Annotated in this window: 10 protein-coding genes; 2 read left to right on the top strand and 8 right to left on the bottom strand. The window is 56.1% G+C overall.

Going from position 1 to position 12,053, the window contains the following annotated elements; all coding sequences use genetic code 11:
• Positions 1–163: 163 nt before the first annotated feature.
• The 8 genes from BM323_RS06335 to BM323_RS06370 form a co-directional block, all read right to left on the bottom strand.
• Positions 164–1,504 carry an LLM class flavin-dependent oxidoreductase gene (locus BM323_RS06335; protein ID WP_008107339.1) on the bottom strand — a complete coding sequence of 447 codons (1,341 nt, stop codon included), beginning with the start codon at positions 1,502–1,504 and terminating at the stop codon, positions 164–166.
• A gap of 10 nt (positions 1,505–1,514) precedes the next feature.
• A complete protein-coding gene (locus BM323_RS06340) occupies positions 1,515–3,122 on the bottom strand; it encodes a dipeptide ABC transporter ATP-binding protein (RefSeq protein ID WP_008107338.1) in 1,608 nt (535 codons plus the stop codon).
• A complete protein-coding gene (locus tag BM323_RS06345; protein ID WP_008107334.1) occupies positions 3,119–3,952 on the bottom strand; it encodes an ABC transporter permease in 834 nt (277 codons plus the stop codon). The genes BM323_RS06340 and BM323_RS06345 overlap by 4 nt, the downstream gene beginning before the upstream one ends.
• Positions 3,949–4,941, bottom strand: a complete 993-nt coding sequence (locus tag BM323_RS06350; RefSeq protein ID WP_008107332.1) for an ABC transporter permease — start codon at positions 4,939–4,941, stop codon at positions 3,949–3,951. The genes BM323_RS06345 and BM323_RS06350 overlap by 4 nt, the downstream gene beginning before the upstream one ends.
• Positions 4,942–4,954: 13 nt before the next feature.
• Positions 4,955–6,568 carry an ABC transporter substrate-binding protein gene (locus tag BM323_RS06355; protein ID WP_008107331.1) on the bottom strand — a complete coding sequence of 538 codons (1,614 nt, stop codon included), beginning with the start codon at positions 6,566–6,568 and terminating at the stop codon, positions 4,955–4,957.
• 36 nt (positions 6,569–6,604) lie between these two features.
• On the bottom strand, positions 6,605–7,129 hold the full coding sequence (locus BM323_RS06360) for a GNAT family N-acetyltransferase (RefSeq protein ID WP_008107329.1): 525 nt from the start codon (positions 7,127–7,129) through the stop codon (positions 6,605–6,607).
• 225 nt (positions 7,130–7,354) lie between these two features.
• Positions 7,355–8,968: an ABC transporter substrate-binding protein gene (locus BM323_RS06365; protein ID WP_008107328.1), complete on the bottom strand. Its 1,614-nt coding sequence runs from the start codon at positions 8,966–8,968 to the stop codon at positions 7,355–7,357.
• A 159-nt stretch (positions 8,969–9,127) separates the two neighbouring features.
• The gene (locus tag BM323_RS06370; protein WP_238541730.1) at positions 9,128–9,898 is read right to left on the bottom strand and encodes a hypothetical protein; all 771 of its coding nucleotides are present in this window, start codon (positions 9,896–9,898) and stop codon (positions 9,128–9,130) included.
• 590 nt (positions 9,899–10,488) lie between these two features.
• On the opposite strand from BM323_RS06370, the gene BM323_RS06375 reads away from it, so the two are divergent.
• Both BM323_RS06375 and BM323_RS06380 read left to right on the top strand, forming a co-directional pair.
• Positions 10,489–11,286 (top strand): hypothetical protein, encoded by a 798-nt coding sequence (locus BM323_RS06375; protein ID WP_008107324.1) that lies wholly within the window; start codon positions 10,489–10,491, stop codon positions 11,284–11,286.
• A 102-nt stretch (positions 11,287–11,388) separates the two neighbouring features.
• Entirely contained in the window at positions 11,389–11,892 is a 504-nt protein-coding gene (locus BM323_RS06380) for a CS1 type fimbrial major subunit (RefSeq protein ID WP_008107322.1), read from the top strand.
• The last annotated feature ends 161 nt before the right edge of the window (positions 11,893–12,053 follow it).

Here is a 12,053-nt window from a genome sequence, read left to right on the forward strand (position 1 = left end):
AGGCGTTTATGACGAAGTGCGGGAGTTAAAAGATCGTGCCGCCGCGCTAGGCGTGACGGCGTTGTAACCATCTTTATCAATTAAAACGGTCACCATAAATGGCGACCCTACGGGAAATGTGCGGGATTTTGTAGGGTCGCCATTTATGGCGACCTTGCCAACATTACGCTACCTGCTGACGACCACGCTGCACGGCGAACTGGTTTTCCGGCTCGGCCAATCCCAGGTTCTCGCGCAGCGTCTCGCCTTCATACTCTTTGCGATAAATACCCCGCGCCTGCAACAGCGGAATCACCTGTGCCACGAAATCATCAAACGCGGTTGGCGTACCGCCGCGCACGATAAAGCCGTCGGTTGCACCTTGCAGGAACCAGTTCGCCAGCCCTTCCGCTACCTGCTCCGCCGTACCGAGGAAACTCGGGCGTGGCGTGGCTTCTTCCAGCGCCGCCTGACGCAGCGTTAAGCCGCGTTCACGGGCGTTCTGCTTAATCTTGTCGGTGGTGCTGCGGAAGCTGTTGCTGCCCAGCTCGCCAATGTCCGGGAAAGGGGCATCCAGCGCGTACTGACTGAAATCGTGATGCTCGAAGTAGCGGCCAAGATACTCCAGCGCTTTATCAATAGTCACCAGCTCGGCAGTTTGCTGATAGCGACGCTCGGCGTCTTCCTCGGTTTCGCCAATAATCACGCTGATGCCCTGGAATACACGAATATCATCGGCATCCCGCCCTCGCGCCACCAGCCTGCGACGCACGTCTTCGCGGAACTCGCGCGCCTGCTCCAGCGTTTCCTGCCGCGTGTAAATGGCATCGGCGGCTTCGGCGGCGAAGGCTTTACCCGCTTCAGAAGCGCCTGCCTGGAACACAATCGGACGCCCCTGCGGCGAGCGGCCGACATTGAGCGGTCCCTGCACCGAGAAGTAGTGTCCCTGATGATTCAGCGTATGCAGCTTGTCGGCGGCGAAGAATTCCCCGCTCTGTTTGTCGCGCACAAAAGCATCGCCTTCCCACGAATCCCACAGCCCTTTCACCACCTGCAAATATTCGCTGGCGACGCGATAACGCTCGTCATGTTCCGGATGCGTGCTGCGCGAGAAGTTTTTCGCCGAGCCTTCCAGCGGCGAGGTCACCACGTTCCAGCCAACGCGACCGCCGCTCAGGTGATCGAGGCTGGCAAACTGGCGCGCCACGGTAAACGGCTCGCTGTAGGAGGTTGAAAGCGTGGCGACCAGGCCGATTTTTTTAGTTACCAGCGACAGCGCCGACAACAAAGTGATCGGCTCAAAACGGTTGAGGAAGTGCGGAATCGACTGCGGCGTGATGTACAAACCGTCGGCGACAAACAGGAAATCGATCTTCGCCTGCTCGGCTTTGCGCGCCAGATCCAGCACGTAATCGATGTTAATGCTGGCATCCGCCACCGCATCGGGATGACGCCATGCCGACATGTTGCCGGATACGCCCTGAATAATCGCGCCCAGCCGCAGCTGACGTTGTGTCTGACTCATTCTGCTCTCCTTAATATGCGTTTGCGGGCTGCCAGTCGGGAATGACCGGCAGCGCCTGTAACAGTTTTTGCGTCCACGGATGCTGCGGCGCGGCGAACACTTGCTGCAGCGCTCCGCTCTCCACCACTTGCCCGTTCTGCATCACCAGCACGCGATCCGCCAGATGCTGGATCACGCCGAGATCGTGAGAGATAAACAGCAGCGCGGTGCCGTGTTCGGCCTGCATGTCAGCCAGCAGATCCAGCACCTGCGCTTGTACCGAAACGTCGAGCGCGCTGACCGGTTCATCGGCCACCAGCAGCGCCGGATTCGGCGCAAAAGCGCGCGCAATCGCTACGCGCTGACGCTGACCGCCGGAAAGCTGTTGCGGATAACGCTGCAGGAAGCGGTCGCCAAGCTGCACTTCATCCAGCAGCTGGCGCACCCGCTGTCGCCGCGCATCGCCGTAAATCCCGGCGCTATCGAGGCTTTCGCCGATAATTTTTTCCACCGTGTAGCGCGGATCAAATGAGCTGAACGGGTCCTGCGCGATCAGCTGTAGCCGCGCACGCCGGGCGCGACGCGCTTTCTCCGGCAGACGATCCCAGCGCTCCCCTTCCAGCAGTAGCGTGCCGCTGTCCGGTTCGGTTAAGCCCATCACTACTTTCACCAGCGAGGTTTTGCCGGAGCCGGATTCGCCGACCACGCCAAGCGTTTCCCCGGCGTGCAGTGTGAAGTTGATGTCGTTGAGCACCAGACGATCGCCGTAGGCTTTGTGCAGGCCGATGCCCTCCAGCAGCGGCGCGCTGCTGCATGTCGGGCGCGGCGGCAGCGGCGTCGGTTCCGCTGCACTGAGGCGCAAACCGCGCGTGGCGGGCGTCGGCACCGCGCGCAGCAGGCGCTGCGTCCAGGCGTGTTGCGGACGATTGAGCAGCGGGCCGCTGTGGCCCTGCTCCACCACTTCGCCATCGCGCATTACCAGCACGCGATCCGCCAGTTCCGCTACCACCGCCAAATCGTGGCTGATCAGCAGCAGGCCGTGGCCGTCGCGGCGGCGCTGCGCCAGCAGTTGCAGAATCTGCCGCTGTACCGTCATATCCAGCGCAGTGGTCGGTTCATCAGCAATCAATAAAGTTGGCGTGCCGGCCAGCGCGGTAGCGATTAACGCACGCTGGCGCTGGCCGCCCGAAAGTTGATGCGGATAGCGTTCAAGGCGGCTTTCGGCATCGTGAATGCCCGCCGCCTTTAGCAGTTCGATGCTTTTGTCCTGCAAATTGCCGCGATGACCGGCGGCGCTTAGGGCATCACTTAACTGCTGACCAATGCGGCGCAGCGGATCGAGCGACACCAGCGCGTCCTGCAACACATAGCCAATGCGACGACCGCGCAGCGCGCGCCAGTCGCTGCGGCTGGCGTGGCGCATATCGCGGCCGTCGATGGTAAAACGGTCGGCGGTTAACACCGCGCCTTCCGGCAGCAGGCCAAGCAGGCTGCGCGCGGTCAGGGTTTTGCCGGAACCGGATTCCCCGACCAGCGCCACCGATTCGCCTGCCGCGACTTGCAGGTTGAGGTTTTTCACCACCTGCTGCGGCCCGAAACGGATCGAGAGATTCTGGATATCAATAAACGGCTGACTCATGCGGATCGTCCTTCAAAGCGTGCCTGCCAGTAACGACCGAGCGTATTCACCGCAATCACCGTCAGCGTAATAAACACGCCCGGCCACACGGCGATCCACCACGCGTTACGCAGATAGTTGCGTCCTTCCGCCAACATCAGGCCCCATTCTGCGGTCGGCGGCTGCGGCCCCATGCCGAGAAAACTCAATCCGGCGGTGCCGATAATCGCGGTGCCGAGCCCAAGCGTGGCCAGCGCTGGCACCTGCGCAATGGCGTGCGGCAGGATGTGGCGCGTAATCAGCGTGAAGCGCGACAGGCCAAAGGTGCGCGCCTGCTCAACGTAACCGGAGGTCATCACGCTGTAGGTTTGTGCGCGTACCACGCGAGCAAAACGCGGCACCGACGCGACGCCGAGCGCGATAATCAGGTTGTTGGTGCCGGGCCCGGTGAAGGCGATGAGCATCAGCGCCAGCAGCAGATCGGGAAAGGCGGAGATCACATCCACCGCGCGGCTCAGCAGCTCATCCACCACGCCACGCGCCAGCGCCGCCACCAATCCCAGCAAGGTACCAAACACCACCGCCAGCGCCATCGCCGCCACGCTGATCAAAAGCGAATAGCGGCTGCCGTAGATCACGCGCGTCAGCAGATCGCGTCCCAGCTGATCGGTGCCCAGCCAGTGCTGCGCCGACGGCGGCAGCTGCGCGTTAACCGGATCGGCCAGCAGCGGATCGCTGTGCGCCAGCCACTGCGGCGCGATCACCGCGATTGCCAATACAATGAGAAACAGAATCGCCGCCCACACCGCGGCGGGCAGCGCAACCGGAAGGCGTTGCAGTGTGGCAATCATGATTTGCTCTCCCCGCGCAGACGCGGATCAATCCACAGCGACAGGATGTCAACCAGGGTGCTCATCACCACGTAGATCAGCGCTGAGAGAATCGCCACCGCCAGCACCACCGGCAGATCCTGCGCCAGCACCGCATCGACGGTGAGTTTGCCGAGGCCGGGACGTCCAAAGACCTGTTCGGTGATCACCGCGCCGCTCAGCAATCCGCCCACCAGCCAGCCGGTTAACGTGACGGCGGGCAGCGCCGCATGACGCAGCGCGTGGCGAAGACGAATAGTGGTTTCCCCCACGCCCCACGCACGTAACGTAAGGGTGAATGGCGCATCCAGCGCGCGCTCCAGCTCGCGGCGCAGCAGCTGAGCGATCACCGCGCCCTGCGCCAGACCGAGCGCCAGCGCAGGTAGCACCAGCGACGATAGCGAGCGATCGCCCGCCACCGGGAACCAGCGCAGCGTGAAGCTGAAAATAAACAGCAGCACGATGCCCATCCAGAAAGAGGGCGTGGACGCCAGCAGCAGTTCGACACCGTTAGCCACGCGGCGACCAACGCGACGATGCGCGGTGCCGATGGCAATCACCACCGCAAAAATGATGCTGACCAGCAGCGCCGCCAGCGTCAGTTTGATGGTTGGCCACAGCTGCGTGGCCAGCAGATGGCTGACTTCGGTATTGAGCATGTAAGAGCGACCAAAATCGCCGTGCAGCACGCGCCACATATAGTGCAGATATTGCCACCACAGCGGTTCGTTCAGGCCCCATTCAGCGCGGATCGCCGCCTCAATCGCGGGCGTACGCAGCTGCTCACCGATCAGCAGGCTGACGATATCGCCCGGCGCCAGATGCACGCCGAGAAAGGCCAGCGATACCGCCGCCCACAGCACCAGTACGCCGCCCAACAGACGGCTGACGATGCGGCGCGTCAGGTCGCTGCGCCACACCGATGGCCGACGCGCGCGTGGCGTGCGGGTGACAATGCTTTCCAGACTCATCTTCGCCTCCTGATTAGTGGTCGCTGAGCCAGATGTCGTACGCGTTCTCCGGCATCTGTTTAAAACTGCGGAAACCGGCACCGTGCACGTAGCTGGCGGTGGCGATCTGGTCTTCGGGTTCATACAACGGGATCGCCAGCGCCTGCTGTGGCAGCGCGTATTGCTGCAGCTGGCTGTAGAATTTACGGCGCTGATTGATATCCAGCGTCGCTGCTGCCTGATCGAGCCAGCCGTTGATTTGCGGGCTGTTGACGCGGCTGTAGTTAATCGGCCCGCCGGCTTTCACCGGGCGATAGTGGTTTTCGATATCAATGCCGTCGGTTTCGGTATTCGAGTTAGCAATCGAGCCGAAGTGGCCGGTGTTACGCACGTCGGTATAGGTGCCGGAATCGACATAGCGCAGTTTGAGGTCCACGCCGAGACGCTGACGCGCCTGCGCTTGTACCGCCTGTAGCAGCACATCGCGCTGATCGCGCACCGTTGCCTGCGCCTGAATCACCTCAATGCTCAAACGCTGGCCGTCTTTGGTGCGGAAACCGTCGCTGTCGCGCGTTTGCCAGCCCGCTTCGTCCAGCAGCTGGTTGGCGGCGGCGGGATTGTTACCGTACTGACCTTCGAGATCGTTGTTGTAGAGCGGATCGACCGGCGAGGTAATGCCCCACGCGCGGGTGCGTTCACCGCGATACACCGACTTGAGCAGCGGATCGATATCCAGTCCTTGCAGTAATGCCTGACGCACCTTCACATCCTGCGTCGGGCCGTATTCCACGTTGAGGAACAGCGAATAAGGCGTGCCGGTATTCAGCGCGTGCTGATAGGTGAAGTCGGGGTTGTCTTTGAATCCACCGGCGTCATTGCCGGAGATGCCTTCAATCGCGTCCAACTGACCGGACAATAGCGCGCCGGTGCGCACCGAGGATTCCGGCAGGAAACGATAGGTCACGCGTTCGAGATATGCCGGACCTTGATGTTTGGCGGTGGCGGGCGCCCAGTTGTAGTGCGGATTGCGCACCAACGTCACCTGCTGGCCTTTTTCGTAGCTTTCGATAATAAATGGCCCGGTACCGGCGATCTCTTTGCCACCGGCTTTCAGCTGCGGTGAGTTCCAGCTGGCCGGCGCCAGAATCTGCAATTTGGCGGCGAACGACAGGAACGGCGAATAGCCCTGCTTCAGCGTGATGGTGACGGTGTGATCGTCCGGCGTCGCCACGCTGGCAATGCGCGCGCCCAAGGCACAGATGCTGCTACCGGCGCAATACTTCGCATCCTGCACGTGGCGGAAATTCTCGGCCACCGCGTTGGCATCCAGCTTCTCGCCGTTGGAAAAGGTGACATCGCGGCGCAGGCTAAAGCGATACACTTTGCCGTCCGGGCTGACCTCATAACTTTCTGCCAGCCAGGGTACGAAACTGCCGTCGGTACGGCGCGCCAGCAGCGATTCCCACACGTTACGCAGCGTCACTTCCGCTTTGGATTGCCCGTTCAGCTGCGGGTTAAACGGCACAGGTTCGGTTTCGACGCCAAAGGTTAAGCTGCCGCCGCTGCGCGGTTGCTCTGCGGCGAACAGTGATGCGCTTCCCAGCAGGCAGGTGACACCCAGCGCGAGAGTGATTGAATTCGCTTTCATAAGATCCTTGGTGGTTGCAGGTGCTTTTTTAGTTGTTCAGGCGATTTTGGCGATAGGTTGATCGGCTGGCGGGTTGAATTCCTTTTTCAGAAACACCAGCGCTTCGCCTAATGGATTGGTGCGGTGATGAAACGGTTGATAACCGCGACGCAGATAGAGCTCGCTCAGCCACGGATGCTTGATGGCGGTGGCGAGATAGACGCCCGGCGCTTTCAGCGTCTCTTTCAGCAGAGTTTCTTCGGCGTAGGTAATGATGTCGCGGCCAAAGCCCTGCCCTTTGTAATCAGGATCGACAGCAAACCAGTGGATAAACGGCAGCGACGAAGGTGCATTTTCATCCTGCTGCCACGGAAAACGCACCGTGACGGTCGCTACTGAGCGTTTCCATTTGCGCAGCACCAGCACGGTTTCCTGCTCAATGACGCGGCGAACCTGCTCGACGTTGCCCTGTGAAATAGTGAAATGCACATCCAGCGCCACCAGCGCGGCGTAGGCACGCTGCAACAGCGCAAATATTTCTTCCGCATCGTCGGGCTTGGCAACTTCAATTAGCTGACTCATGGTGACCGTTTCCTTATTCAATCCTGCCGAAAGTATTAAAATCCGGCGGATTAAAGTAAACCGAGAATAACGGCAATCGATTTGTTGAATATGGGAAATGGTATTTTATGACGAGGCAATAATCCGCGCGGAAATAACCATCGCGTAGGGTCGCCATTAATGGCGACCGTTGGGTGCAAATGTGAAAGCCAGGTCGCCATTAATGGCGACCCTACGGAGTCAGAATTACGGTTTGGTTACCCACACATCGTAAACGCTTTCTGGCATCTGCTTATAGCTGCGGAAACCGTAGCCATGCACGTAGCTGGCGGTGGCTAACTGATCTTCCGGTTCATACAGCGGCACTGCCAGCGCCAGCTGCGGTAAACCGACCTGCTGCAGTTGGCTGTAGAAATCGCGACGCTGCTTGAGGTCCAGCGTGCTGGCGGCTTTATCCAGCAAGCCATTGATCTTCTCATCGTTGACGCGGCTGTAGTTAATTGCTCCGCCCTGAGCGATCGGACGATAGTGGTTTTCGATATCCACACCATCGGTTGGCGTGTTGGAGTTGGCGATGGTGCCGAACTTGCCGCTTTTACGCACATCCGCATAAGTACCGGAATCGACGTAATTCAACTTGAGATCGACACCAAGACGCTGACGCGCCTGCGCCTGAATCGCCTGCAGCAGCACATCGCGCTGATCGCGCACCGTCGCCTGCGCCTGAATCAACTCAATGCGCAGACGCTGGCCCTCTTTAGTGCGGAAACCTTCGCCATCACGCGTTTTCCAACCGGCTTCATCCAGCAGCTTGTTGGCCGCATCAGGATTGTTGCCATATTTGCCCTCCAGCTCTTTGTTATAGAGCGGATCGATGGGCGACGTGATGCCCCACGCGCGGGTACGTTCGCCGCGATACACCGACTTCAGCAGCGGATCGATATCCAGACCTTGCAGTAACGCCTGACGCACTTTCACATCTTGCGTCGGGCCATATTCCACGTTGAGGAACAGCGAATACGGCGTACCGGTGTTCAGCGCATGCTGATAGGTAAAGTCGGGATTGTCTTTAAATTCACCGGCATCGTTACCCGAAATGCCTTCAATGGCATCAACCTGGCCCGACAGCAGCGCGCCAGTGCGCACCGAGGATTCCGGCAGGAAGCGATAAGTAACGCGATCGAGATACGCCGGTCCCTGATGCCTGGCGGTGGCCGGTGCCCAGTTGTATTTCGGGTTTTTAACGTAGGTCACCTGCTGGCCTTTCTCATAGCTTTCGAGAATAAACGGCCCGGTGCCCGCCAGATCTTTGCCGCCCGATTTCAGCTGCGGTGATTTCCAGCTGGCCGGGGCCAGAATCTGCAAGCCCGCAGCGAAGGAGAGGAAGGGTGAGTAAACCTCTTTCAGGGTGATCACCACAGTGTGATCGTCCGGCGTTTCAATCTTCTCGATGTGCGAACCCATCAGGCACAAACTGGTGCCGGCGCAATATTGCGCGACCTGAGTTTGGCGGAAGTTCTCAGCCACCGCGTTGGCATCGAACTTCTCGCCGTTGGAGAAGGTAACGTCCTGACGCAGGTTAAAGCGGATCACTTTGCCATCCTGGCTGGCCTCATAACTTTGCGCCAGCCACGGCACAAAGCTGCCGTCCGGACGGCGCGCCAGCAGCGATTCCCAGAAGTTACGCAGCGTGATTTCCGCTTTGTCCTGACCATTAAGCTGCGGGTTAAAAGTGGTCGGTTCGGTTTCGACACCCACCGTTAAACTGCCACCGCTAACCGGTTGAGCGGCGGCTACAGCATTAAACGTGTTTCCCAGCAGGCTAAAACCTAATGCCAAAGCTATTGAAGTTAATTTCATATTGTCCTTGGTGATTGCAGGTAAATATTATGTATGGCCTTAATCTGGCCTGTATTAATTCCCGCTGAATTATTAAAACCCGGACAAATAAATGTAAAACGACAATAGTGGCAATCGATTTGTTGAATATGGCAATTCATCAATAACTGAAAAAACAGATTATTGTGACATGCTTGCCGGTAGCGGAGGCACGCCGGATAACCCGCGTAACCCGTACTCGACCATTGCCATATAGACCGCAAAATAATCCAGCGCCATTTGCATAAAGGAGAGATGCAAAATGAGTGTATTGCTGGCTTTGTCCAGCGTCAGCAAACCCGCCGCTTCGGCGTCCTGCAGGCAGCGTTTGATGTGCGAACGCGATACCCCACATTTCAGTGACGCTTTCAGGTAGTTGTACTCAATAACGGTGGTTTTTTGTTGCAGACTTTCGATGTAAAGATCCATCAGCAGCATATGCCCGGCATCCCTGAAAATGAAGGCTTTACTCTCTGGCACCATATCGAATAAGTAGACATGCTTGAGGGTAATTTCAGCGTATTTTTTAAAGTATTCGGCATGAAAGTTTTCCATTTTCAGGCATGCCGAAACGTCGAAATCTCCATACAACATGCCATACGGGATCATCATGGTATTAATTAAGGCGCGGGTTTCATCCAGCGCTTTGCTGGTCACCGTGTAGGTTAACTTGCGTTTATCCTGCGCATCCTTTTTAACTTCCATACGCCCGCCTACCCGAATAAACAGCAGAAAGGAGTCAATGGTGTTGTCGCTAATCAGGCCGGTTTTCTTACAAAAGTCTTTTACATCACGCAGCGTTGGGTTTGCTGAGGTGAAGGAGTACGCCATAATGGCCGAACCAATAATAAAGCGATTGGCTTTAAAAATGACTTTAAAATAGAGCGGCTTAGTCAGATACAGTCTAAACAACAGTTTGTAATGCTTCTGCATAACTAACGAGATGTTTTTATTTGACTTAATCTCTGTTGCGCGATGATAAATTAATGCTGTGAGTTGCTGTTTGCTTTTCATATTGCTGTGTTGTGTGCCTGGTTATCAATTATAAATATTTCAAAAACCACCCACCTTCTCATACGTTATTTTAAAGCCGGTTGAGAATCGGTTGATGATGCTTTTGGGAGGCATTTTTTCTGAGGTTAACATTTTAAGATTAACAAGGGTCTTTTTGCCCTTCCGAGTACGATCTTACCATCAATGCGCTATTTTTTGTAAAGCCTGATTTTATTTTAACCTGATAAGGCCATTTCTAAGCCTGTAAATTAATTTTTGTTTTTATAGCTATTTCATTAAGTTAGGTTGCGATATTTTGGCAAGTATTCCCTTTGCAGCACGGCTTAAAAAAATTAACCACAAAAATGGACAGTGACTTAACAAAGCCCTTATGAGAACTTTCTTAACGCACGGTTATTCCGCTTGATTAAGCCACGCTGGCTTATAGCTATGCCGATTTTCACAGGGAATATCCGACAGGTTTTTAATGGATTTCATAAGGATTTATCATGGACGATTCACCGCAAAAAACGCTGCATCACGGCTTTTCATTGAGTATTTCATCCAATAATTATCTGCTAAAAAAACTCGCTTACCCTCTGATCCTCATGGGTTTTATTGCTATGCCATCAGCATGGGCAAATATGAGTATCTATCCAATGGAAGTCACCCTGAATAATCAGGGTGCGGCACAGGTGCAGACATTATCACAGAGTGGTGAAGCGCAGTTTATTCGCGTCAGCATCAAGCGAATTGAGCGTCCTGCGACACCGTTTGAAAAAGAAATATTGCTTGAGGATGCCGTTTCGCGCCCGCTTATCGCCACACCGGATAAGTTCGCGCTCGCTTCCGGTTCTCAACGCATCATTCGGCTGATTTCATTACAACCGCCGGAAAAAGAGACCGCCTGGCGCGTCTACTTTGAGGCCGTTGCTGCCCCGGATGAATTGAAAGATAAATCGCTGCCGAATAATAACATCAGCAATCAGGTCGGCATCAATTTAGTCTGGGGCGTGCTGGTCCATATTCCGCCGCGCAATGCCCGGTTATCGCTTACTGCATCCACATCGGGCGAAGTCAAGAATTCAGGTACGGTACGCGTAGTGATTCGTGAGGTGGCGGTTTGCTCAAAACAACATATCAGCAGCAGCTGCCAGTGGAAAAAAGAACACGCCACGGTTTATCCGGATGAAACACTGCGCTTCAAAGCCTGGAGTTCGGCAGAATTAAGCGCTGCTCAGGAAGTCAGAATTAAATATATTGATCTCAACACGCGGAATATAGCCGAGTACGTTATCGGACAATGATCAACACCTATTAAAGGAATAACAACCTGTTTGTTATAAAGCAGTTTACTACCCATGAGACGGTCATTTACGGCCAGTACAAGGATTTTCACGGAGCTACAAATGCAAAAATTAATTAAACCACTTGTCATCGCTGCTGCGTTAACGGCTGTATTTAATGCACAGGCGGTGCAGAAAGATATTACGGTGAATGCGAATGTCGATTCGACGGTCGATATGACCCAGGCGGACGGAACCGCATTACCGGGCACCATTAATATGCAATATATTCCGGGCCGTGGTTTGTCTACCTATTCACTGGACACCAAAATCTGGTCGAACTCGCAAACCGCCAATATTAACGTTGCGCTGGTGAGCGCTGCTCAGCTTAACAATACCGTCACCGGTACAGCGGTACCCTTGACCGTCACGCTGGGCGCGGATTTAAAACCGATTACTACCACCAACACACCGCTGACTTACGCCTCGCTGTTCCCGGCGGGTACCGCCAACGGTTCGTCAGTCTTGCCACTGAAAATCTCGCAGACCACGCAAGGCGTGCTGGCAACCGGTACCTATTCCGGCGTGATCAGCCTGTTAATTACTCAGGCCACCACGCAGAGCTAATTTGTCGGCATTGACTGATCAATTATTTCGGGGGGCATTCGCACCTAATGCACGTCAGTTAAGCGTAATCGGTCGCCATGAATGGCGACCCTACAGCAGTTGGCGAGGTTTTCGTAGGGTGCGCATTCATGCGCACCTGCTTACATAGGCAATTTATTGCT

This window comes from Pantoea sp. YR525, assembly GCF_900116775.1.
Taxonomy (GTDB): Bacteria; Pseudomonadota; Gammaproteobacteria; order Enterobacterales; family Enterobacteriaceae; genus Pantoea; species Pantoea symbiotica.

What these genes read in the sequence shown, in the direction of transcription:
- BM323_RS06335 (WP_008107339.1), bottom strand. Translation starts at nt 1,504, where the DNA reads ATGAGTCAGACACAACGTCAGCTGCGGCTGGGCGCGATTATTCAGGGC.
- BM323_RS06340 (WP_008107338.1), bottom strand. Translation starts at nt 3,122, where the DNA reads ATGAGTCAGCCGTTTATTGATATCCAGAATCTCTCGATCCGTTTCGGG.
- BM323_RS06345 (WP_008107334.1), bottom strand. Translation starts at nt 3,952, where the DNA reads ATGATTGCCACACTGCAACGCCTTCCGGTTGCGCTGCCCGCCGCGGTG.
- BM323_RS06350 (WP_008107332.1), bottom strand. Translation starts at nt 4,941, where the DNA reads ATGAGTCTGGAAAGCATTGTCACCCGCACGCCACGCGCGCGTCGGCCA.
- BM323_RS06355 (WP_008107331.1), bottom strand. Translation starts at nt 6,568, where the DNA reads ATGAAAGCGAATTCAATCACTCTCGCGCTGGGTGTCACCTGCCTGCTG.
- BM323_RS06360 (WP_008107329.1), bottom strand. Translation starts at nt 7,129, where the DNA reads ATGAGTCAGCTAATTGAAGTTGCCAAGCCCGACGATGCGGAAGAAATA.
- BM323_RS06365 (WP_008107328.1), bottom strand. Translation starts at nt 8,968, where the DNA reads ATGAAATTAACTTCAATAGCTTTGGCATTAGGTTTTAGCCTGCTGGGA.
- BM323_RS06375 (WP_008107324.1), top strand. Translation starts at nt 10,489, where the DNA reads ATGGACGATTCACCGCAAAAAACGCTGCATCACGGCTTTTCATTGAGT.
- BM323_RS06380 (WP_008107322.1), top strand. Translation starts at nt 11,389, where the DNA reads ATGCAAAAATTAATTAAACCACTTGTCATCGCTGCTGCGTTAACGGCT.